This is a genomic window from Nocardia sp. NPDC057668, from assembly GCF_042799795.1.
Taxonomy (GTDB): domain Bacteria; phylum Actinomycetota; class Actinomycetes; order Mycobacteriales; family Mycobacteriaceae; genus Nocardia.
The window spans coordinates 897,422-917,613 of record NZ_JBHVIC010000001.1; the positions used below are offsets into that span (position 1 = coordinate 897,422).

The window sequence follows — 20,192 nt, forward strand, 5'->3', positions numbered from 1 at the left end:
CACAGCGGAGGTTGATCGTGGCATTCGGTGACTATCAGAACGAGATCTATTTCAACGGGCTGCGCGGCGTGGTGCCCGCCTACCCGGTGAGCGCGGCGGAGTTGGAGCAGCGCGCGCAGGCGGCCCTGCCGCCCTCGATCTGGTCGTACGTGGCGGGCGGCGCGGGCGACGAGCGCACCCAGCGTGCCAATGTCGAAGCCTTCGACCACTGGGGCATCGTGCCGCGCATGTTCGTGGGCGCCAAGGAACGCGATCTGTCCCTGGATCTGTTCGGAATGAAGCTGCCCGCACCGGTTTTCATGTCCCCCATCGGCGTCATCGGCCTGTGTGCGCAGGACGGTCACGGCGATGTCGCCACCGCGAAGGCCGCGGCCCGCACGGGTGTGCCCATGGTCGCCTCGACCCTCATGGTCGACCCCCTCGAGGACGTCGCCGCCGAATTCGGCGACACCCCCGGCTTCTTCCAGCTCTACACCCCCACCGATCGGGATCTGGCCGCGAGCCTGGTCGAGCGCGCCGAGGCGGCCGGCTACAAGGGCATCGTGGTCACCCTGGACACCTGGGTGACGGGCTGGCGGCCCCGCGACCTGTCCACCGGCAACTTCCCGCAGTTGCGCGGCCACTGCCTGGCGAACTACTTCAGCGATCCGGTCTTCCGCAAGGCGCTGGCGCAGTCGCCCGAACAGGATCCGCAGTCGGCCATCCTGCGCTGGATCCAGGTCTTCGGCAACCCGTTGACCTGGGAGGATCTGCCGTGGCTGCGCTCGCTCACCACGCTGCCGCTCATCGTCAAGGGCATCTGCCACCCCGAGGACGCGCGCCGCGCCCGTGATCTCGGCGTGGACGGCATCTACTGCTCGAATCACGGTGGCCGCCAAGCCAACGGCGGCATTCCGGCCCTGGATCTGCTGCCCGACGTGGTCGAGGCCGCCGACGGGCTGCCGGTGCTGTTCGACTCCGGGGTGCGTTCCGGCGCGGACATCATCAAGGCGCTGGGCCTGGGCGCGACCGCCGTCGGCATCGGCCGCCCGTACGCGTACGGGCTGGCGCTCGGCGGGGTGGACGGCATCGTGCACGTGCTGCGCTCGCTGCTCGCCGAAGCGGATCTGATCATGGCGGTGGACGGGTATCCCACCCTGGCCGACATCACCCGGGACGCCATGCGCCCGGTGCGCTGAGGCCGCACAGCGGGGCGGACATCGTGGTCGCGGGTCAGCGCGACCACGGGAATCCGCCTATGCCGAAGCGGTTTTCAACGCGCGCCAAGCCCGCGGCGCGGTGCCGTGCTCGCGGCGGAACAGCCGGGTGAAGTACGCGGGATCGGCGATGCCGACGCGGCGGGACAGCTCGCTGATCGACAGGTCGGATTCGCCGAGCAGGCGGCGCGCTTCGCTCATGCGGCGTTCGAGGATCCAGTCCTGCACGGTGCGGCCGGTGCGGCGGCGGACCAGGGTGGTGAGGTAGGCCGGGGTCATTCCCACCGCGCCGGCCACGTCCCGCAGCGACAGGGGCTCCCCGAACCCCCGCTCGATCACCTCGAAGACGTCGGCCAGCACCGCCTCGTTGCTGCGCCGCAGGTCGCCGACCACATCGACGGCCAGGCGCGCCACGTCCACCAGCAGCAGCGTCAGATGCGCGGCGGCGGCCTGGCGGTATCCGGCTCGGCCGCCGGACAATTCGTCCTCGATCGCGGCGATCGCGCTCTCCCACAGCGGTTGCCGCTCCGGCGGCACATGCAATCGCAGCAGCCCGCCCGGTATCCCGTGCAGGAACGGGAACAGCAGCGGGTGGGCGCGCCAGGCCGGCCAGGGCGCGGTGGTGTCGTCCCCGAGGGCGGCGGGATCGAACAGAATGCCCGCCGCCCCGGCCAGATGCACGCCCGCACCGTCGACCACCACGCCCGGGGACACCACGTAGATGTCCCCGATCCGCACGCCTGCCGCCTCCGGCAAGATGCTGTCGACGTACATCAGCACCGGGAAGTCGTGGATGTGCGGATTGCCCTGCGCGGGCGGTGCGCCGACGGTGAACCGTACGACCGACATGGGCGGCACGGCCGGGTCCGCGGAGTAGCGGTACACCGGCACGCCCGCCTCGTAACGAACCGGATAGGTGCGCGAGGCCATAACCAAAGATAATCCTGATTCTGCCGATGATCGGCCAATTATGCGGCCCAGATGCCGCACATCATGAATGACATGACGAAAAATACTCCTGCCGCAGAGTCCACGGGCCGGCACGGCCATCACGACTACCTCCCCGCCGCGGGCCGCGACGCGATGCTCCCGTTCTACGACCTGTTCACCCGTCTGCTGGGCGCACGCGGCGTCCACCGGACCCTGCTGCGCCACGCCGATATCGCTCCCGGCGCGCGCGTCCTGGAAATCGGCTGCGGCACCGGCAATCTCGCCCTCGCCGCCCTCGCCGCCCACCCCCGCGCCGAGATCACCGGCACCGATCCCGATCCCCTGGCCCTGCGCCGCGCCGAATCGAAGTCACACGGCCGCAACGGAATCGAATACCGGCTGGCCTACGCCCAGGATCTCCCCTTCGAGGACGCCACGTTCGACCGCACCCTGTCCGCGTTCATGCTCCATCACATCCCCGCCGAGGTGAAACCCGCCCTCGCCGCCGAAGCCTTCCGTACCCTGCGCCCCGGCGGCCAACTCCACCTGGTCGACGTGGGCGGCGACGTGACCCCCGCCGACGGCTACGCCGCCCGCCGCCTCCTGTCCAACCCCCACGTCACCGGCAACCTCGGCGACGCCATCCCCACCCTCCTGCGCTCCGCCGGGTTCACCTGCGAAACAACCGAATCCCGCCCCCACCGCGCCATCGGCCGGATCACCTACTACCGCGCCACCCGCCCGGCCTGAAACCCGCAGGCTTCTCGACACCCCGGGCACAACCGGGCCGCGCGTTCGAGTGCGCTGGATTCGCCGGTGCACAACGCTTCTCGCACACAGCGTGTCCCGTCAACGACCGTGCCCCCGCGTATCACCGAACGAGGCGGGGCCGGGGAACAACTCGTCCCCGGCCCCGCCTCGACCGCTACGACCCCGATCTCAGAAGGAGCAGTCGGCGGGCCGCCCGGCCCACCCACCCTTCAGAAACCGCAGCACGGCACAGAACACATCCTCCGAGCTGGACCCCACCGGGGCAGCCGACGCCGCGACGGGCGCGGGAGCGGTCTCCGCGCCGGCGGATGCGGTGGGAATGGCCAGACCCGCGGCGACGACGGCAACAACAACGACCTTCTTCATGCGATGTCCTGTTCTACGGTCGGATAGGAAATCTCCAACGTAGGACGCGATCCCGCCCGGCACTATCGGGCACATGCCCTATACGGCGGTGCCCGTCACCACTTGAGCATGGGCAGTGGCGAGAGCGGATTCGTGCGGATTCGCTTCGCGCCCAACCGGAGCAGGCGGCGGTGGAAGCCTGCGTCCGGGAGGTCCCGGGAGAGCTCGCGGTAGGTGGATCGGGGGACGCCGAAGCGGCCCAGGATGCCGAACTCTACGTCGATGGCGTCCGCGCGGCGGAAGATCTCCACCGGGTCGTCGGGGGTCGCGGCGGGGCGGAGCTTGTGGTGCTGGTCGACCATCCTGGCGACCAGGTCGATCAGGTCGGCACGGCCGTTGTCCGTGAGCCAGGCCGTCGCCAGGGCAGCAGACGGCTCGAGGTAGTCGAACGTGTTCGCGGACCAGACGCCGATGTCGTGGAAGGCGCCGGCGGTGAGGAACTCCTCGCGGTCGGTGGCGACGAAGCCGTGGGGAGCGGCGAGGCGGTCGCACAGGGTGAGCACGCGCAGGCAGTGGTTCGTGTAGCCCGGGCGGTCGGCGCCGAGCTGCTCGGACCAGGGCTCGAGGCGGCGATCGACTTCCCGGCGGATCCCAGCGATGTCCATACCGGGCCACAGTAATCGCCCGGACGCGGTGCCACAGCTCGAGCGCGCACCCGCGATGACACCGCCCTGCGGCCCGCGACCCGATGCCCGGGCCGATACCATCGACGCGTCCGGGCGACCGGGCGGGGCGGGACGCGGGAAGGGGCGGGAATGCTCAGTACGGGTGAGGTATTCGCCGGATACACCATCGAGCGACAGCTGGGGCGGGGCGGAATGGGATCGGTGTATCTCGCCCAGCACCCGCGGCTGCCGCGTAAGACGGCGCTCAAGCTGCTGAACCGGGAACTGTTCGACGACAAGGAGATTCGTGCACGATTCGAGCGCGAGGCCGATCTGGTCTCGCAACTCGAGCACGCGAACATCGTGACCGTCTACGACCGCGGGGTCGAGAACAATCAGTTGTGGATCTCCATGCAGTACGTCGACGGCGTCGATGCCGCGCACCTGGATCCGCTCACCCTGGACCCGCGGCGCGCGGTGCAGATCGCCGCGGAAACCGCTGCGGCACTGGACTACGCGGGTGGCGCGGGGGTACTGCATCGCGACGTGAAACCGGCCAACATCCTGCTCGCCAAATCCGTCGGCGGGCAACAGCGGGTGTATCTCACCGATTTCGGCATCGCGCGACTACGCGAGGACAACACCCATCTGACCCGCACCGGAACCTTCACCGCCACCCTGGCATTCGCCTCGCCCGAGCAGCTGACCGCCCAGCCGATGGACAGCCGGTCGGACCAGTACTCGCTGGCATGCACGCTGTACTTCCTGCTCGCCGGGCAGGCGCCGTTCGATTCGCCGCAGCCGGGCAACATCATTCGCGGACACCTCCAGCAGGATCCACCCGCGGTGAGCACGCACCGACCGGGTCTGCCGCAGGCGGTGGACGCCGTCCTGCGCCGCGCCCTGGCAAAACGGCCCGTCGACCGGTTCCCGACCGCCGTCGAATTCACCGACGCCATGCTGCGCGCCCTGACCCCGGCCGCGCCCACCACGCGCAATCCCGCACCGGCGCAACACAGCCCGCGCAGATCGGACCCGCAGCCCCCGATGCCGGCCGACCCATCGCGGGCGCGGCGCGAGCCGGGCGGCCACCGGCCCGCCGACGCCGGGCCGCCCGCGGCACCTCGTGAATACGCTCCCTACTCACCCGCGCCGTCGAACCCCGCGTCCTATGCACCCCCTCGACAATCGGGTCCCGCGTCCTACGCACCCGCCCCGCAACCGTCGGCGCAAGCCCCTTACGCGCCCGCTCCGCAGCCGTCGGGTCCTGCTCCCTACCAGCACGTTCCCCGCCCCCAGCCCGCCTACAACATGTCACCGATCCCCCACGATCGCACGCCCCGCCGATCCTCGGCCGGGCTCATCGTGGGCCTGTGCCTGGGCCTGGTCGTAGCGATCGCGGTGGCCATCGGCATCGGCGTGGCCATGAAACGGGACAGCGGTTCCGGCCCAAAGGATTTCGACGCCATGGCCAAGGCGATCACAGCGGAATTCCCGTACATGTTCGCCGATGTCGAACTCACGCCCTCGGGCAACTACAAAGCCACCGGGCACAAGAACGCCACCTGCGAAACCACCAAGGGCTCCACAGCGACGAACAAGCCCGGGAACAACGAGCCCGACATGGGCGCGTGGCTGACCCGCTGGACCTGCTACGGCACCGGCCTGCCGATCTATCAGATCTACGGATACACCGACACCGAAGAGGTCCGCTCGGTCGTCGGGGCCCACGCCACGCTGCCCGGCCGGCAGGACGTCAACGCCGGGCACACCTACGCCAACTACGAGTTCCACGGCGAAGGCCCGCCCCGGCGCGACGGGCTCATCACCTATTTCGACGGCAACGACGACCGCGACCGCTATCTGATGTTCACCTCGAACCTGTACGAACTCCACACGATCGAGGAGATGCGCACCTGGTGGACAGCGGCGCCGCTGACCTGATCGTTGCGGTCGGACGCCGCTCCGCCGCGCCGGGACACCCCCGCGCGAGCGCGGCGCGGACCGATCCCGGGCCGTCCGCGCCACGCACCCGAGCCCGCCGGGCGGTCCCGGCTCAGGAAGCCACGGCCGACCCGACCCCCAGCGCCTTCAAGCTCGCCAGCAGGAAGTCGTTGACCAGGTCGGCCCGCTCGAGCTGCACCAGGTGCCCCGCACGCGGAACCTCCACCACCGCACGCAGATCCGTGAGACTGGCCCGCAGCGTCGCCAGCGGGTCACGCCCGCTGAACCCCTCCATATCCGGGTCGTTCTCGCCGTACAGGAAGAACGCGGGCACCTCCACCTTGGCGTCGGCGAACGCGGCGGTCAGCTCCCAGTTCCGGTCCAGGTTGCGGTACCAGTTCAGCCCGCCGGTGAACCCGGTCCGCTCGAAATCCGCGACCAGGGTGTCGAATTCGGCCTGCGAGAGCCACGGCCAGGGCAGCGGCGGAGCCTCGGGCAGCACATCCAGGTAGCCCAGCCCGGGCGGGTTCTTCCAGGTGTCGAGGTAGTGGTACTCGCCGCTGAGCGAGTAGTAGACCCGCGCCAGGAACCCGCGCGGATCGGCGGCCAGTTCGGCGTCGGCGACCCCGGGCTCCTGGAAGTAGGACAGGTGCAGGAAGTGCTTCTCGGCCGCACGCGTCCAGAACGCCGACGGCGGGCGCGGCGGGCGGGGGCTGAACGGATTGTTCAGGACCGCGACCCCGGCCACCCGCTCGGGCGCGCGCAGGGCCAGTTCCCAGACCAGCTGCGCGCCGAAGTCCAGGCCGACGAACACGGCCTTGTTCGCGCCGATGTCGTCCAGCAGGGCGAGCAGATCGCCGATCACGGCCTCGTTGGTGTACGCGGCCGGGTCCGCGGGCGCATCGGTCCGCCCGTAACCGCGCAGGTCGGGCGCGATGGCCCGGTAGCCCGCGGCGGCCAGCGCATCCAGCTGGTTGTGCCACATGAACCAGGTGTGCGGGAACCCGTGACAGAAGACGACCGGAAACCCTTCCCCCTGCTCGGCGACGTGCATCCGGATGTCCCCGGTATCCACCGTCCGATGCGTCAGCTCCACTGCTGCCTCCAATTTCTAGAACACGTTCCTATTTCAAGGTAGTGTCCAGAGGTCGTGAGCGAAATACCCAAGATTCTCGCCGGTCGGGTCGCCGTGGTGACCGGAGCCAGCCGTGGCATCGGCAAGGGCATCGCCCTGGAGCTGGGCGCGGCCGGTGCCACCGTCTATGTCACCGGCCGCACGACCACGCCCGGGCACCTGCCGGGGACCGTGGGCGGCACCGCCGCCGAAATCGACGAACTCGGCGGCACCGGCGTCGCGGTGGTCTGCGACCACAAGGACGACTCCGCGGTCGAGAAACTCTTCGCGCAGATCCGCGACGAGCACGGCCGCCTCGACGTGCTGGTCAACAACGTCTACAACGCCCCCGGCTCGGCGCGCTGGATCGGCCGCAAGTTCTGGGACGTGCCGCCCAAAGCCTGGGACGAGGGCTTCGACATCGGCGTGCGATCGCACTATGTGGCAAGCGTTTTCGCCGCGCCCCTGCTCATCGAATCGGGCGGGCTCATCGTGAACGTCTCCTCCCCCGGCGCGCAACGCCAGATGCACAACGCCGTCTACGGCGTGGGCAAGGCCGCGGTGGACCGCCTGACCGCCGACTTCGCCCACGACCTGGCCGATACCGAGGTCACCGCCGTCTCCATCTGGCCCGGCATCGTCAATACCGAGCTGCTGCAGATGGTTCCGGCCGACGCCGAGGGCCGCCGCATCGTCACCCTGCCCGGCGAGGGCTCCTTCGATCTCGACATCGCCGAGACCCCGCGCTTCCCCGGCCGCGCCGTGGTCGCCCTGGCAGCGGATCCGAACCGCAAGGCGCGCACCGGGAAAGCCTGGAAGGTCGCCGACCTCGCCGGGGACTACGGCTTCACCGATATCGACGGCCGCGTCCCGCGCGCCGACTGACCCCCACATCCGTTCCAGCACAGAGGAGTACAGCAAGTTATGCGACGCGTTTTCGTCGTCGGCGTGAACATGACGCCGTTCGTCAAGATCGGTTCCCGCGAGTGGACCTACCCGCAGATGGTCGCCGAGGCCGTCAACGGAGCGCTCGGCGACGCCGGTGTGACCTACGACCAGGTGCAGCGCGCCGCCGTCGGGTACGTCTTCCAGCCGTCCGCGGCCGGCCAGCGTGCCCTGTACGACGTTGGCCTGACCGGTATTCCGGTGGTCAACGTGAACAACAACTGCGCCACCGGCTCCACCGCGCTCATGCTCGCTCGCGAATGGGTCGGCGCCGGCATCGTGGACGTGGCCCTGGCGGTCGGCTTCGAGCAGATGACCAAGGAGTCCATGGCGGGCCCGGCCACCCGGCCCAAGGCCACCACCGTGGATCACCACCTGGCCGTCATGCGCGAGCACTACGAGTTCAGCCAGGCCCCGATCACCACGCAGTTCTTCGGCAACGCCGCCATCGAGCACATGAAGCAGTACGGCACCACGCCGGAGCAGCTCGCGGCCGTCGCGGTCAAGAACCACGAGCACTCCACGCGAAACCCGTTGGCGCAGTTCCAGGACGCCTACACCCTGGAGCAGGTCCTCGGCGACAAGCCGGTGCACGGCCCGCTCACCCGCTCGCAGTGCTCACCCATGTCCGACGGCGCGGCCGCCGCGGTCGTGGTCAGCGAGGAGTACGTCAAGGCGCACGGGCTCGAGGACCAGGCCATCGAGATCCTGGCCCAGGAACTGGCCACCGACGACGGCACCTCGTTCTCCACCGGTTCCATGATCGACGTGGTCGGCGCGCCCATGACCCGCGCGGCCGCCTCGAAGGTGTTCGCCGCCTCCGGCGTCGGCATCGGCGAGGTCGACGTCATCGAACTGCACGACTGCTTCACCATCAACGAACTCATCACCTACGAGGCGCTGGGCCTGTGCGGTGAGGGCGAATCCGGCGCGTTCGCCGAATCCGGCGCCACCACCTACGGCGGTCGGGTAGTGGTGAACCCCTCGGGCGGACTCATCTCCAAGGGTCACCCGCTCGGCGCCACCGGCCTGGCCCAGGCCACCGAATTGTCCTGGCAGCTGCGCGGACTCGCCGGCGACCGGCAGGTCGCGGGCGCGCGCACCGCCCTCGCGCACAACCTGGGCCTCGGCGGAGCGGTGGTCGTCACCCTCTACCGCGGCTACAACGCCTGACCAGAACCCATCGCTCGGAGCGGAGACAGCAATGACCACCATCGATCCCGACACCCGGCTGCGGATGCCCGTGCACAACGGGCACGCGCTCGTGTCCGGACTGCGCCGCCACAAGGACCGGCCGGTGCTGACCCTGGGTGACACCGTGCTCACCGGCGGCGAGGTCCTGAAGGCCATCAGCCGCTACATCGACGCCTTCGCCGAACACGGCGTGGTGTCCGGGACCCCGATCGGCGTGCTCGCGCTGAACCGCCCCGAGGTGCTGTTCACCATCGGCGCGGGCCAGATCGCGGGCCACCGCCGCACGGCGCTGCACCCCATCGGCGGCCTGGACGATCACGCGTACGTGCTCGCGGACGCGGGCATCACCACGCTCATCCTGGATCCGCTGCCCGCGTTCGTGCAGCGCGCCCGCGAACTGGTCGACCGGGTGCCGGGCCTGAATCGTGTCCTGGTGCTCGGCCCGGTGCCGGACGAGCTGTCCGACGTGGGCATCGACCTGCTCGCCACGGCCGAGAAGTTCGAGCCGCGTCCGGTGCAGGCCGTCGAATTGCGGCCCGACGACGTCATTTCCATCGCCTACACCGGCGGCACCACCGGAAAGCCCAAGGGCGTCATCGGTACGTCACAGGCCATGGCGACCATGACGCAGATCCAGCTCTCGGAATGGGAGTGGCCCAAGCACCCCAAATTCCTGATCTGCACGCCGCTTTCGCACGCGGGCGCGGCGTTCTTCCTGCCGGTGGTGCTGCTCGGCGGCCAGTGCATCGTGCTGCCGCGTTTCGAGCCGGGCGAGGTGCTGCGGGCCATCGAGGAGCACAAGATCAGCTCCACGATGCTCGTGCCGTCCATGCTGTACGCGCTGCTGGACCACCCGGATTCGCACACCCGCGACCTGTCCTCGCTCGAGACCGTGTACTACGGCGCCGCGGCCATCGACCCGAATCGGTTGCAGGAGGCCATCGATCGCTTCGGGCCGATCTTCGCCCAGTACTTCGGGCAGTCCGAGGCGCCCATGGCGATCAGCTACCTGGGCAAGGACGAGCACGACAAGGCGCGCCTGGCCTCGTGCGGGCGGCCGTCCACCGCGATCCGAGTGGCGTTGCTGGACAAGGACGACAACGTCGTCGAGCCCGGTGAGGTCGGCGAGATCTGCGTGTCCGGACCGCTGCTCGCGGGCGGGTACCTCAACCTGCCCGAGGTGACCGCGGAGACCTTCCACAACGGCTGGCTGCGCACCGGCGACCTGGCCCGCCAGGACGAGGACGACTTCCTGTTCATCGTCGGCCGCAGCAAGGACATGGTCGTCACCGGCGGGTTCAACGTCTTCCCCCGCGAGGTGGAGGACGTGGTGTCCGAACATCCGAAGGTCCGCAACGTGGCCGTGGTCGGTGTGCCGGACTCGTACTACGGCGAGGCCGTGACCGCGGTGGTCGTGCTCGATCCCGAGACCGCGGGCGACGCGGCCGCCGTGGAGACCGTCATCGCCGAGGTGCAGGCCGCGGTCAAGCAGCGCAAGGGTTCCGTGCAGGTGCCCAAGCACGTGCTGCTGGTCGAGGAGCTGCCGCTGACCGGACTCGGCAAGCCGGACAAGAAGGTCATCCGGGTGCTCGCGGCCGAACGCCTCGGGCTGGCGTGATCGCCCCGGCCTGACCGGCCGTCCACTCTCGGGCCGAGCTGCCGAAAGGCGCTCGGCCCGAGTCGTTCACGCCTGATCCACGCTGGGCGGCCCGAGGCGCAGCGCGCGCACCTGCCGCACTCCGCGACGCACGCTCACCGCGCCCGTCTCCACCACGGCCCGAGTCACGAAGTGCCCCAACGCCGTAGCGGCGAACACCGCCGCGATGAGAATCGGCGCCCACTCCCAGGTGAGAGCGAGCACCATACGCTCGAGGGTGCCCACCGGCTCCACGACCGGCTCCCAGCTGTTGAGCCGCACCCAGCGGCCCAGGAAAACGCCCACGGCGCACAGCAGATGCACCGCCAGCGTCACCGGAGTCCGCCACCGGCCCCAGCCCCGCTGCTCCAGGAAGCGGCCCAGCTCGGCCAGCACCAGGTAGTACGCGAGGAAGCCCGAGGCGATGAACGCGACGTACACCGGCAACACAGTCGACACGACCGGGCCGTCCCCGACCGCCCGCACGGTGTCACGCAGATGCACGAGATCGGTCACCACATAGGGCGAATTCGGCAGGAACAGCAGCAACAGCACCGCGCCGCCCCACCATGCCGGCGACAGCCGCCGGTCCTTGCGCCCCGCCCAGCGGAACACCACGAACGCCAGACCGACTGGAATCCAAGCCAATACGGTATTCCAGCTCATCCACCACAGATCACGGCGCAATACCCCCACGAGGCTCGGCGCGACCGCATCAACCAAGTCCATCGCTCCATCATGCACGGCTCCCGACCCCGCGCCCGGGAATTTTCCGCAACGCCCCAGTGCGAACGCCGTCCGCGCACACCCCGCCCAGCACAAGTAGCCCGGGTGTCGCAGTGGCGACACCCGGGCTACTTACCCAGCTTATGAGGTCAGGAGAACTTGATTTCCAGGCCGATGCCGAGAATCGAGATCAACCAGATGACGCCGACGAACACCGTGATCCGGTCGAGGTTCTTCTCGACAACGGTGGAACCCGACAGGCTCGACTGCACACCGCCACCGAACAGGCTGGAAAGACCTCCACCCTTGGCGCGATGCAACAGCACCAGCAACACCAGCAGGACGCTGGTGATGATCAGGAGGATATCCAGGAACATGCGCATTCCACGGATAATACGCGGTCGTCAGGGGGAGAATCGCCAACCCCCCTGGGGACGCGCACGTGGTTTCGGGGCGGGCGGTTTGTGGTGGGAGGGCGGCGGGCGGGGTGTCGGGTGGGCTCGGAAATCGCACCTGTGTTCGAACTTGCGGGGAGCTCGGCGCGGGCGGGCGGCAGCGGGCTCGGTTCGGATGGTTGCGCGGGTGCGCCTGGAACGGGCGTGGGCGTGGTGGCATCACATCGCGGGAGTCACCGAGGGGTGTTGTGGCAGAGTTTTCGAGCATTTCTGAATCGACATTGTGTCTGAATACTGTTGTATCACAATGGAATTGGGCTATTGCAAGTGGCTATCGAGGAGTAGAATAGGGGTATGAATTCGGGAGGGGAATCCAGCATCGCGGACCATGTTGAAGGACATGGCGTCGCGGTGGAGGGTCTGCTCGAATCACCCCTGTTTTCCTCATCCGATGACCAGGTCATCGCGATGATGCAGAAGCTGGAAGAGGACTACCGCAAACTCGAAGCGGTGAAGCAGCGCTTCGCTCTCGAATGCGCGGCACGGGGATTGCCCGCGCAGGCCGGGATCAAGAGCCCGATCGTGTTCCTGCAACAGACCCTGCGTATTTCCCATTTCGATGCGGCTGCTCGGGTGCGGAACGCGGACCGGCTCTCCACGGTGTCCGAAGGCAGTCTCCAGCGGCCGCCCGTGTTTCCCCACATTGCTGCCGCTCAGCGCGCGGGAGAGATCTCCGCCGAGCACGTGCAGGCGATCGTGAAGGTCCTCGATCGGATCCCCGCCAGCGTGGAACCGAAACTCAAGGAACTCGCCGAACGCTCCCTGACCGACTACGCGCGCACCGGCGACCCCAAAGGCGTGACCCAACTCGGGGTCCGGGTCCTGGCATACACCGACCCCGATGGGGTGTTGACCGCCGACAAGGACCGTCAGCGGATGCGCGGCATCTGCATCGGGCGCCAGCGCGCGGATGGGATGTTCCCGATCTCGGGGTTGCTCACCCCGGAGTTGGGTGCGGTGTTCCTGCCCATGTTCGCCAAATTCGCCCGACCCGGCATGTGCAACCCCGATGATCCCGAGAGCCCGCACACCACCGCACAACTCGGGATCGACACCGAAACCGAAACCGACGACAGTGACGCCGATGCTGCCGCCGTCACCGCGCGTGCGGTGCTGCGGGCTGCTGCCAAGCGTGATCACCGCTCCGAAGCGCAACGCAATCACGATGCGCTGCTGCGGTTCCTGCACCCGGACATGGGACCCACCAAGCTCGGGTATCACCGGGGGCTGCCGGTCTCGACTGTCGTCACCATGCGGTTGACCGACCTGGAGCAGCGCACCGGGCTCGCTACCACGAACACCGGTGGCACCCTCTCGATCACCGAAGCGATCACACTGGCCGCGCGGTCCACCCCGTACCTGGTGATCATGGACGCCAACGGCCGCCCACTGCACCTCTCACGCGGGCAACGCCTCGCCTCGGCAGAACAGCGCCTCGCACTCACCGCGGTCGAACGCGGCTGCACCCGCCCCGGATGCGACGCCCTCGCCACCCGCTCCGCAGTCCACCACATCAAGGAATGGGCCGATGGCGGCGAAACCGACATCGAGAACCTGACCTTCGCGTGCGATGCCTGCCACGCACAGATCAATTCCGGCCCGAACGGCTGGAAAACGATCGTCATGCCGCCCGATTCGGAGCATCCGGGCAAAACCGGATGGATACCACCACCGCATATCGATCCCGCTCGTAGACCTCGGGTGAATTTCCGTCATCACCCGCGTGTGCCGAGTCCTTCGGGTGTGCCGGGTATTCCAGCGCGGCGACTCTGCTAAAGCACTGCCGTGCAGCCGAAACCCCAAGCCCAAAGCCACACCCCAAGAGCTGAGAGCGGGATCGGTGTTCACTCCAGTGGCCGACGTAGCCGAGACCCGCACGCACCGTGCGTCTTCCGGCAGGTTCGGGAGGACAAGCAAGAACAACGAGGCAGTGCTGGTTACCTTGCCTGCCGTACCCGACTTTGGCTCCCCAGTGGGAGCCTGTTCGCCCTCCCAGCCTGGCTGGATGGCCGTGGGAACCTTCTCGAGATCTACAGACAAAGATCCGTCATCTCTGAATGCTGGTACTGCCTCCGAGGGTGATTGTGGTGAGCGGTAATCGATTCGAGGCTGGCTCTTACCCCCACGAGTGGTGGATCACGTTTATCGGCCCGGGAGGGCTGGTACCGCCGTCGAGGCTCTCAACCGGTCCACGCTGGTATTCCGTTATCCAGGCTGCTTTGCCTCCGGTAGGTCACCCAACCGCAGCCGAGTTCCCCACCGCGCAACGCTGGTATCTCGTTATCCAGTCGTCCTCGAACGCAACCGTGCACCCAACGCTCCGGTACCCCCGAGACTCAGCCACGCATACCCAGAAACCCCTCACACGAATTACATCACTGCAGTTCCCCCGCTGAAACACACATTTCGAGATACACCCACATTCCCCGACTCTTTCGCCGATCTCCCGGCATACCATGGAATCTGTCATTCGTACTGGATTCGAGATGCCATGGCGTGTCACGGCGAAAGGTACAGAAATGCGATTCCAGCGCTCAGCTTCGATTCTGATAGGCGCGACGTTTGCTATTCCGGCTCTGACCGGCCTGGCTACCACCGCAAACGCTGACATAGTGGTCGGCGGCTGTTACGGCGGCCAACTGACGACAACCAATGTCCCGGGCGGCGGCAGCGTCGGCATGGACACCAATGTCACCGGCGGGCTCACCGACTGCGGGTTGCCCGGCATCAGCGGCGGCATGCTCAATGTCCGCTACCCGTTCAACGTCGTCACCGGCAGTAATTCCGGCACCGGCGCAGGCGGCAACCCCGCCAATGGCACTATCGCCTGGTCGGACGGCTCGGTCAGCGTGCTCTCCGGCAACTGGGTCACATCCCCCGTGGGCCAGAATGCGATCAGCACTTTCGGCGTGCTGAGCGGTCCCGGCGCGGGGCAACAGTTGGTCCTCGGTACTCGCCAGATCGCCAATGCCGGTTCGGTGGGCGGCGGCAGTGGTGGCGCGGGCGAGGTCATGGTCATCGACGCTCTCTTCCACTGATAGCGCGGCACAATCAGGAGGCTGAGCCGCCGGCACCGCTCGCGCAGCTCATAGCGTCTGCGGTGCCGCCGGTGTCGTTCCCGCGGACTCGCGATGCCCGCGCCTATCGGGCCTGCCCTCAGGCAGGCGTCACCGCTTCTCCACGTTCGGCAGGATGGCTTCCGGCTTGAAGTTGACGATGTAGTGGTCCGACGACACGTTGGCCGCTTCCAGCTGCTCGACCACATAGGTCACGTTGTCGCTGAGCCCCAGGTAATGCTTCTTGTAGTCGTCGGCCCCCACCTTGCAGGTGACGGTGATCTTCCGGTCCTGCGGGTCGATCGAGCAGAACCCTTCGATCAACAGCATGTACTTGTCGGTGATGCCGTTGTAGAAGACGATTCGCCGGTTGATCTCGAAGTTGTCCGACTTCTTGGAGATGTTCTCCGAAGCGACGTCGGCGTCCGACGAACACGCCGCGAGCACGCCGGTGGCCACGATCGCAACCACACCGAGCCCGATCAATGATTTCTTCATAGCTGTATTCCCCCTGGATCGTTCTCGCCCCTACCCACAGACCCCCGAAAGCTCTTGCGGTACAAGTGGGCACACCATCCACCAATAGCCCCCACCCCACCACCCCATCAACCGATTTGATGGTCGGTACACGACCGACGGCCGCCCCTCCACCACAACGGTTTCCGCAGATCAGGATGCCCGCCATGCGATTTCCCGAGCCCGCCGGCCAAGCCTCGCCGAGAATTCGATTGTGGTTCTATCGTTACGTCGCTCCGAGGCGTTGGCGGCGCACCTCGGCGAGCCGGGCACTGAGGACCGACCACGTCGCCGTGTAGATCGTGGTCTGGTGCAAGACCATTCGACGCCATCCACCTCGTCGTCCGACCACCTCTTCACGCCACACTCCAGAACGGCACTGCCCACGCTGGACCAACGTCGCACCTTGCTCAACGACGCTCTTCGCCAACAGCTTCGGCCCGGAGCACGTTTCCACACGGGGCTACCATGGCGGCAGAGCACGGTCCGGGGGGGATAGTGAGCGATTCGGGGGGCGGGGCCGGTGGGGGCGAGCACGCGGCGAATGGGGGTGGTTACCGACATCGTGGCCTCGTGGGTATTGGGGACGGCCGTGGTGTTGTGTGCGGTGTCGAGCTTGGTATCGCTGGCGGTCAGTTCGGTAGCGGCGTCGATTTCGTCGCCGGGTGAGAAGCTTGCAGCGGCTGTCGACGAGGCTCGGCGGAGCGCGGCGGAGGACGCGGAACTGTATCTGGCCGGCGGGATTTGGATTCCTCTCGGCGGCGCTGTCGTCGGGATCGCTGCCGCGTGCGCGGGGCGGCTATTGGCGCGGCGTGGGTGGAAAGGCAAGGGCGTGCCGCTGTTTCCGTGGCCGCTGCTGGCATTGGTTCTGCAGCTGTGGTGTTTGGGGCGAGCGTGGGCGTGAGCAGGGTTGGGTGGGCCTGATTACGATGGATCGGAGTCGGAGGGGGACGGGGAGATGAGTGATCAGGGCGAAGCTGTGCCGCCGGAGCCTGCGAGGTTCGGCGGGGTTCGAGAGCCTGCGTATGAGCCGCGAGCCGCGGGAGAAATCGTGGCTACCCTGCTGTGGTGGGGCGGGTTGGTGGTCGGGGTCATCATCAACGCGTTCTATCTGACGTTGACTCTGGGATTCAGTGGGGCCGTGTCCTCGCCGTCGTGCACCGGGCAGGCGGATGCGTGTGCGGAGTTGCAGCGGGAGGTCGACATCCTGTCGAATCTGCTGCTCGGAAGTGTCGTCGTCGCGCCGGTGCTCGCCCTTGCCGGCACCGTTGTTTCGGTGATCTCACGGCGTCCTGTGTTGAAGGAGGTGCCGCTGTATCTGTGGCCGCTATTGGCGCTGCTCGTTCAGGTTGGGAGCATCTGGTACATCCGGTCGTGATCGGGGTACCAGCAATCCGATTGTCGGCCTTCGAAAGTGCGGTCGCACCGCTCGGCGGTGGCTACCATTGCCGCTAGTCGAGTCCGGATCGGGGGGCGATGGACGGCAATCACCCGGCGGGGGGCGAAGCCACCGAGTCAGAGGCAGTGGGGGTGGAGGAGATCGGGCGGCGGCCGATCGTGGATATCGTGGCGACCTCGCTGCTCGGCGTGGCCGTCACCGTCGTGTGTGTCTTCAGTGCGCTGTGGTTCATCGGGAGTTACCTGTTCGGGGACGTGAGCTCGAGCGCGGCCTGCCGCGATGAATCCACGGCGTGTGACACGGCGGGTGCGGGCAGTGTCTGGCTGAATCCGGTTGCCTTCAGCGGCTTCTGGATTCCGCTGCTCACGCTGGTGACGATCGCGGCGGTCGACTACGTGAGCGATGCGCTCGACGTGCGCGGGCGGCCCGCTGCTCGCAAGGTGCCGCTGTTCATCTGGCCCGCGGTCGGCTTGCTCCTGCAGGTGTGGTGCCTGCAAATGACGCCGGACTGATCAGCGGCCGCGCCACCGCGGCATTCGCCGGTGGGGTGACCGACGGGACTCGAACCCGCTTTCTCCAGGATCACAACCTGGTGCCTCGACCACTTCGGCTTCGACCACCACGCCCCACGGTGCGGGTAACCCCGCGTATCCGCTGGTCAGGAGGACCTGCGGTGCAACAACACTCGCAGGGGCGCCGGCCCATCGCAACCGAATTAACGCGGAATCCGCACTCACACCGGCGGGCCGACGGCGATCAGATGGGTGATCTTGTCCTCGCCGACCGTGTACTGGGCGACGACCTGTTCGTTGCGCTGATCCTGCACCGTCAGGCGCAACTGGTGCTGGTGCATGTGCTCCGCCCAGGATCGGACGACGAATGCCTCCACGTACCGATCCGCTTCCGCCACATCGCGATACAGCCGCCACTCGCGCGCGCCGGTGCGCTGGCGGGAGCGGCCCACCCGGGTCATGGCGGCCACGAATTCGGTCACCACTTCCTCCGGCACGGTGTAGCTGCGCATCACCAGCACGGGCCCCTCGGCCGGGTCCGGCTCCGAATCCAGCACCGGTTCGGGCCAGATCACCTTGGGGGTCAGGTCGAAACCGGTGGCGTCCTGGCTGATCGGCCACCACAGCGCGCTCAGCGCGCACACCGCAAGCAGACCGGCGGCGATTCCGAGCGCGGGGACCACGCCCAGCGCGTTGGCCACCGCGCCCCACAGCAGTGATCCCAGCGCCTGCCCGCCCATGAAGGTCAGCGAGTAGACCGCCATTCCGCGCGCCCGCACCCACGCCGGAAGCATCAGCAGCATGGTCGAATTCAGCGTCGACAGCGCCAGCGGCCAGCCCACGCCCGCCACCACCAGCGCGGGCAGGACCAGCGGCACTCGATCCGCGAGCGTGACCACCAGCGTCGCGGCCCCGAACAACACCGCGGCCAGGGTCACCATGCGGGTCGCGCTCAATCGGCTGCGCAGTGCGGCGAATCCGAGCCCGCCCGACACCGCGCCCACTCCCAGCGCTCCGAGCAACAGCCCGTACCCCGAGGATTCGAGCCCGAGCCGATTGTGCGCGACCACCGGCAGCAGCGCCCAGATCGCGCTGGCCGGAACGATGAACAGGATGGCGCGCAACAGCACTCGCCGAATCGCCGGTCCCGATCGCACGAACCGCATACCCGCTCGCAATGCCGCCAGCGGTCGCTCACTCGGCAGCGTCGCCGCCCGCTCGGGCCGGCGCCACAGGACCAGCACCACCACGATGCCGATGAACGACACCGCGTTGAAGCCGAACACGAAGGTCGGCCCGGCCAGCGAGATCAGCACGCCCGCGATCGCCGGTCCCACCGCGCGAGCGCCGTTGACGCTCAACCCGTTCAGCGCGGCCGCCGCCGGAATCTGTTCGCGCGGTACGAGTTCCGGCTGAATCGACTGCCAGGTCGGCATGGTCAGCGCCTGCCCGCAGCCCAGCAGGAAGAGCAGACCCAGCAGCACCCCCGGGGTGGTCAATCCCAAACCGGTGCAGGCGGCCAGCGTCAGCGCGGTCAACGCCATGGCCGACTGGGCCCCGATCAGCAGCCGCCGCCGATCCACCAGATCCGCGAGCACCCCCGCCGGAATGACGAGCAGCACCACCGGCAGCGTCGTCGCGGTCTGCACCAGCGACACCAGCATCGCCGCGTTGGGTTCGTCGACCAGCAGCCACTGCGCGCCGACGGTCTGCATCCAGGTGCCGAGGTTGGACACCAATTGCGCGATCCACAGCGCCCGGTACACCTTCGACGCCAAAGGCGCCCAAGCGGAGGGAGGGGAAGCCGTCGCTAGCGCAGTCACCGGGGTAAGCCTAGGCCCGCGCCGGCGCCACACTGCCGATAGACCCGGCCTAACCTCGCAAATCAGGGTGATCGCAATGGGCCGCCCGGCGACCCGGCCTCGCCCCCATCCCCGGCGTGTTGTCGTCGAGCCGGACCGGGCGGCCGGCAACCAGATCCGCGAACACCACCGGAATCGATAACGCGACCGTCAACCGACCGGGACGAGCGGCAAGCCCGCTGGAAGACAGCGAAACACCCGCGCCGGTGCGCAGTCATCGCGCGGCGGTCGTGCCGGCATCACGACTCCGGCGGAACTCCCCGCGCGGCGTACACCGCGAGCATGTCCTCGACCAGGGCCAGCACCGACACGTCCAGGTCGGGCCGCGGGTAGACGCAGCGCACGACGGCTTCGCCGGAGAACAGGTGCAGCATCGCGAAGAAGAGTGATTCGCGCAGTTCCTCGGGGAACGCGTCCAGCACATGGCTCTCGTTGAGCGCCGCCACGATATCGGCGTAGTACCGGTCCGCGATGGGCGCGATGCGGTCGCGCAGTTCGGTGTCCGAGCGGGCTGCCAGGTAGATCTCGCGCAGTGCGTGACTCAGATGCGACCCCTGGGCCTGGCGCAGGAAGCGAAGTGCCGCGGCCAGCGCGTTCTCCTGCGCGTCTAGGTGCGCCATGACGGCCCGGAATCCGTCGAGCTGGCGCCCGAACGCCTCCTCGGCGGTCTTCACGATCAAGTCGAGCCGAGTGTCGAACTGCCGGAACATCGCCCCGGCGGAGAGTCCGGCGCGCCCGCAGATCTCCTGCACGGTCGCTCGCTGATAGCCGACCTCGCCGATGGCCGCGATGGTGGCGTCGACCAGTTTGCCCACGGTGGCCGTTCGGCGCTCGTGCTGGGTGCGGCGCGGACGCGAAACTTCACTCACGCCGCACATCCTGCCGTGCCGGGCCCACCGGGCGAAGCGGCGGCCCCGGGTGACCGT

General features: G+C 68.1%; 20 protein-coding genes and 1 tRNA gene. 11 read left to right on the forward strand and 10 right to left on the reverse strand.

What is annotated here, in order from left to right; genetic code table 11:
* Nucleotides 1–17 precede the first annotated feature (17 nt).
* Nucleotides 18–1,178, forward strand: coding sequence for a lactate 2-monooxygenase (locus ACFVBH_RS04200; RefSeq protein WP_354990992.1), 1,161 nt, complete (start codon nucleotides 18–20; stop codon nucleotides 1,176–1,178).
* Between the two features lie 57 nt (nucleotides 1,179–1,235).
* On the opposite strand, the gene ACFVBH_RS04205 is transcribed toward ACFVBH_RS04200, so the two are convergent.
* Nucleotides 1,236–2,126 carry a helix-turn-helix transcriptional regulator gene (locus ACFVBH_RS04205; protein WP_378999663.1) on the reverse strand — a complete coding sequence of 297 codons (891 nt, stop codon included), beginning with the start codon at nucleotides 2,124–2,126 and terminating at the stop codon, nucleotides 1,236–1,238.
* A 72-nt stretch (nucleotides 2,127–2,198) separates the two neighbouring features.
* Between ACFVBH_RS04205 and ACFVBH_RS04210 the strand changes: the two genes are divergently transcribed.
* Complete coding sequence (locus ACFVBH_RS04210; protein WP_378999665.1) at nucleotides 2,199–2,876, forward strand: class I SAM-dependent methyltransferase; 678 nt, start codon at nucleotides 2,199–2,201, stop codon at nucleotides 2,874–2,876.
* A 189-nt stretch (nucleotides 2,877–3,065) separates the two neighbouring features.
* On the opposite strand, the gene ACFVBH_RS04215 is transcribed toward ACFVBH_RS04210, so the two are convergent.
* Both ACFVBH_RS04215 and ACFVBH_RS04220 read right to left on the reverse strand, forming a co-directional pair.
* The gene (locus ACFVBH_RS04215) at nucleotides 3,066–3,263 is read right to left on the reverse strand and encodes a hypothetical protein (protein ID WP_378999667.1); all 198 of its coding nucleotides are present in this window, start codon (nucleotides 3,261–3,263) and stop codon (nucleotides 3,066–3,068) included.
* 95 nt (nucleotides 3,264–3,358) lie between these two features.
* Complete coding sequence (locus tag ACFVBH_RS04220) at nucleotides 3,359–3,907, reverse strand: HD domain-containing protein (RefSeq protein ID WP_378999669.1); 549 nt, start codon at nucleotides 3,905–3,907, stop codon at nucleotides 3,359–3,361.
* A gap of 150 nt (nucleotides 3,908–4,057) precedes the next feature.
* Here ACFVBH_RS04220 and ACFVBH_RS04225 point away from each other — a divergent pair, with 150 nt between their 5' ends.
* Nucleotides 4,058–5,851, forward strand: coding sequence for a serine/threonine protein kinase (locus ACFVBH_RS04225; RefSeq protein ID WP_378999672.1), 1,794 nt, complete (start codon nucleotides 4,058–4,060; stop codon nucleotides 5,849–5,851).
* 112 nt (nucleotides 5,852–5,963) lie between these two features.
* Here the strand turns inward: ACFVBH_RS04225 and ACFVBH_RS04230 are convergent, their stop codons facing one another.
* Entirely contained in the window at nucleotides 5,964–6,947 is a 984-nt protein-coding gene (locus ACFVBH_RS04230; protein ID WP_354986427.1) for an alpha/beta hydrolase, read from the reverse strand.
* A gap of 54 nt (nucleotides 6,948–7,001) precedes the next feature.
* On the opposite strand from ACFVBH_RS04230, the gene ACFVBH_RS04235 reads away from it, so the two are divergent.
* The 3 genes from ACFVBH_RS04235 to fadD8 are packed head-to-tail and all read left to right on the forward strand — an operon-like array spanning nucleotide 7,002 to nucleotide 10,722.
* Complete coding sequence (locus ACFVBH_RS04235; protein ID WP_378999675.1) at nucleotides 7,002–7,850, forward strand: SDR family NAD(P)-dependent oxidoreductase; 849 nt, start codon at nucleotides 7,002–7,004, stop codon at nucleotides 7,848–7,850.
* Nucleotides 7,851–7,889: 39 nt separating this feature from the next.
* Nucleotides 7,890–9,083, forward strand: a complete 1,194-nt coding sequence (locus tag ACFVBH_RS04240) for a Nonspecific lipid-transfer protein (RefSeq protein ID WP_354986425.1) — start codon at nucleotides 7,890–7,892, stop codon at nucleotides 9,081–9,083.
* A 31-nt stretch (nucleotides 9,084–9,114) separates the two neighbouring features.
* On the forward strand, nucleotides 9,115–10,722 hold the full coding sequence (fadD8, locus tag ACFVBH_RS04245; RefSeq protein ID WP_378999678.1) for a fatty-acid--CoA ligase FadD8: 1,608 nt from the start codon (nucleotides 9,115–9,117) through the stop codon (nucleotides 10,720–10,722).
* A 66-nt stretch (nucleotides 10,723–10,788) separates the two neighbouring features.
* Here fadD8 and ACFVBH_RS04250 read toward each other — a convergent pair whose 3' ends face one another.
* Together ACFVBH_RS04250 and secG are read right to left on the reverse strand one after the other, a co-directional pair.
* Nucleotides 10,789–11,469 (reverse strand): DUF1361 domain-containing protein, encoded by a 681-nt coding sequence (locus ACFVBH_RS04250; RefSeq protein WP_378999680.1) that lies wholly within the window; start codon nucleotides 11,467–11,469, stop codon nucleotides 10,789–10,791.
* A 146-nt stretch (nucleotides 11,470–11,615) separates the two neighbouring features.
* The gene (gene secG, locus ACFVBH_RS04255; protein WP_354986422.1) at nucleotides 11,616–11,849 is read right to left on the reverse strand and encodes a preprotein translocase subunit SecG; all 234 of its coding nucleotides are present in this window, start codon (nucleotides 11,847–11,849) and stop codon (nucleotides 11,616–11,618) included.
* Between the two features lie 366 nt (nucleotides 11,850–12,215).
* On the opposite strand from secG, the gene ACFVBH_RS04260 reads away from it, so the two are divergent.
* The gene (locus ACFVBH_RS04260; protein ID WP_378999682.1) at nucleotides 12,216–13,697 is read left to right on the forward strand and encodes a DUF222 domain-containing protein; all 1,482 of its coding nucleotides are present in this window, start codon (nucleotides 12,216–12,218) and stop codon (nucleotides 13,695–13,697) included.
* A gap of 710 nt (nucleotides 13,698–14,407) precedes the next feature.
* On the forward strand, nucleotides 14,408–14,959 hold the full coding sequence (locus ACFVBH_RS04265) for a hypothetical protein (protein ID WP_378999684.1): 552 nt from the start codon (nucleotides 14,408–14,410) through the stop codon (nucleotides 14,957–14,959).
* Between the two features lie 129 nt (nucleotides 14,960–15,088).
* Here ACFVBH_RS04265 and ACFVBH_RS04270 read toward each other — a convergent pair whose 3' ends face one another.
* Nucleotides 15,089–15,475 carry a hypothetical protein gene (locus ACFVBH_RS04270; protein WP_378999686.1) on the reverse strand — a complete coding sequence of 129 codons (387 nt, stop codon included), beginning with the start codon at nucleotides 15,473–15,475 and terminating at the stop codon, nucleotides 15,089–15,091.
* Nucleotides 15,476–16,043: 568 nt separating this feature from the next.
* Between ACFVBH_RS04270 and ACFVBH_RS04275 the strand changes: the two genes are divergently transcribed.
* From ACFVBH_RS04275 to ACFVBH_RS04285, 3 genes are all read left to right on the forward strand, one after another.
* Entirely contained in the window at nucleotides 16,044–16,397 is a 354-nt protein-coding gene (locus ACFVBH_RS04275; protein ID WP_378999688.1) for a hypothetical protein, read from the forward strand.
* A 147-nt stretch (nucleotides 16,398–16,544) separates the two neighbouring features.
* The gene (locus ACFVBH_RS04280; protein WP_378999690.1) at nucleotides 16,545–16,871 is read left to right on the forward strand and encodes a hypothetical protein; all 327 of its coding nucleotides are present in this window, start codon (nucleotides 16,545–16,547) and stop codon (nucleotides 16,869–16,871) included.
* Nucleotides 16,872–17,023: 152 nt separating this feature from the next.
* Entirely contained in the window at nucleotides 17,024–17,404 is a 381-nt protein-coding gene (locus ACFVBH_RS04285; protein WP_378999692.1) for a hypothetical protein, read from the forward strand.
* 31 nt (nucleotides 17,405–17,435) lie between these two features.
* On the opposite strand, the gene ACFVBH_RS04290 is transcribed toward ACFVBH_RS04285, so the two are convergent.
* From ACFVBH_RS04290 to ACFVBH_RS04300, 3 genes are all read right to left on the reverse strand, one after another.
* A tRNA-His gene (locus ACFVBH_RS04290) sits at nucleotides 17,436–17,512 on the reverse strand.
* Between the two features lie 113 nt (nucleotides 17,513–17,625).
* Nucleotides 17,626–19,227, reverse strand: a complete 1,602-nt coding sequence (locus ACFVBH_RS04295; protein ID WP_354986416.1) for an MFS transporter — start codon at nucleotides 19,225–19,227, stop codon at nucleotides 17,626–17,628.
* 278 nt (nucleotides 19,228–19,505) lie between these two features.
* A complete protein-coding gene (locus ACFVBH_RS04300; protein ID WP_379001577.1) occupies nucleotides 19,506–20,144 on the reverse strand; it encodes a TetR/AcrR family transcriptional regulator in 639 nt (212 codons plus the stop codon).
* Between the last annotated feature and the right edge of the window lie 48 nt (nucleotides 20,145–20,192).

Coding starts and splice junctions, on each gene's coding strand:
- ACFVBH_RS04215 (WP_378999667.1), bottom strand. CDS start 3,263: ATGAAGAAGGTCGTTGTTGTTGCCGTCGTCGCCGCGGGTCTGGCCATT.
- ACFVBH_RS04220 (WP_378999669.1), bottom strand. CDS start 3,907: ATGGACATCGCTGGGATCCGCCGGGAAGTCGATCGCCGCCTCGAGCCC.
- secG (WP_354986422.1), bottom strand. CDS start 11,849: ATGCGCATGTTCCTGGATATCCTCCTGATCATCACCAGCGTCCTGCTG.
- ACFVBH_RS04205 (WP_378999663.1), bottom strand. CDS start 2,126: ATGGCCTCGCGCACCTATCCGGTTCGTTACGAGGCGGGCGTGCCGGTG.
- ACFVBH_RS04250 (WP_378999680.1), bottom strand. CDS start 11,469: ATGGACTTGGTTGATGCGGTCGCGCCGAGCCTCGTGGGGGTATTGCGC.
- ACFVBH_RS04265 (WP_378999684.1), top strand. CDS start 14,408: ATGCCATGGCGTGTCACGGCGAAAGGTACAGAAATGCGATTCCAGCGC.
- ACFVBH_RS04210 (WP_378999665.1), top strand. CDS start 2,199: ATGACGAAAAATACTCCTGCCGCAGAGTCCACGGGCCGGCACGGCCAT.
- ACFVBH_RS04225 (WP_378999672.1), top strand. CDS start 4,058: ATGCTCAGTACGGGTGAGGTATTCGCCGGATACACCATCGAGCGACAG.
- ACFVBH_RS04270 (WP_378999686.1), bottom strand. CDS start 15,475: ATGAAGAAATCATTGATCGGGCTCGGTGTGGTTGCGATCGTGGCCACC.
- ACFVBH_RS04260 (WP_378999682.1), top strand. CDS start 12,216: ATGAATTCGGGAGGGGAATCCAGCATCGCGGACCATGTTGAAGGACAT.
- ACFVBH_RS04240 (WP_354986425.1), top strand. CDS start 7,890: ATGCGACGCGTTTTCGTCGTCGGCGTGAACATGACGCCGTTCGTCAAG.
- fadD8 (WP_378999678.1), top strand. CDS start 9,115: ATGACCACCATCGATCCCGACACCCGGCTGCGGATGCCCGTGCACAAC.
- ACFVBH_RS04300 (WP_379001577.1), bottom strand. CDS start 20,144: ATGTGCGGCGTGAGTGAAGTTTCGCGTCCGCGCCGCACCCAGCACGAG.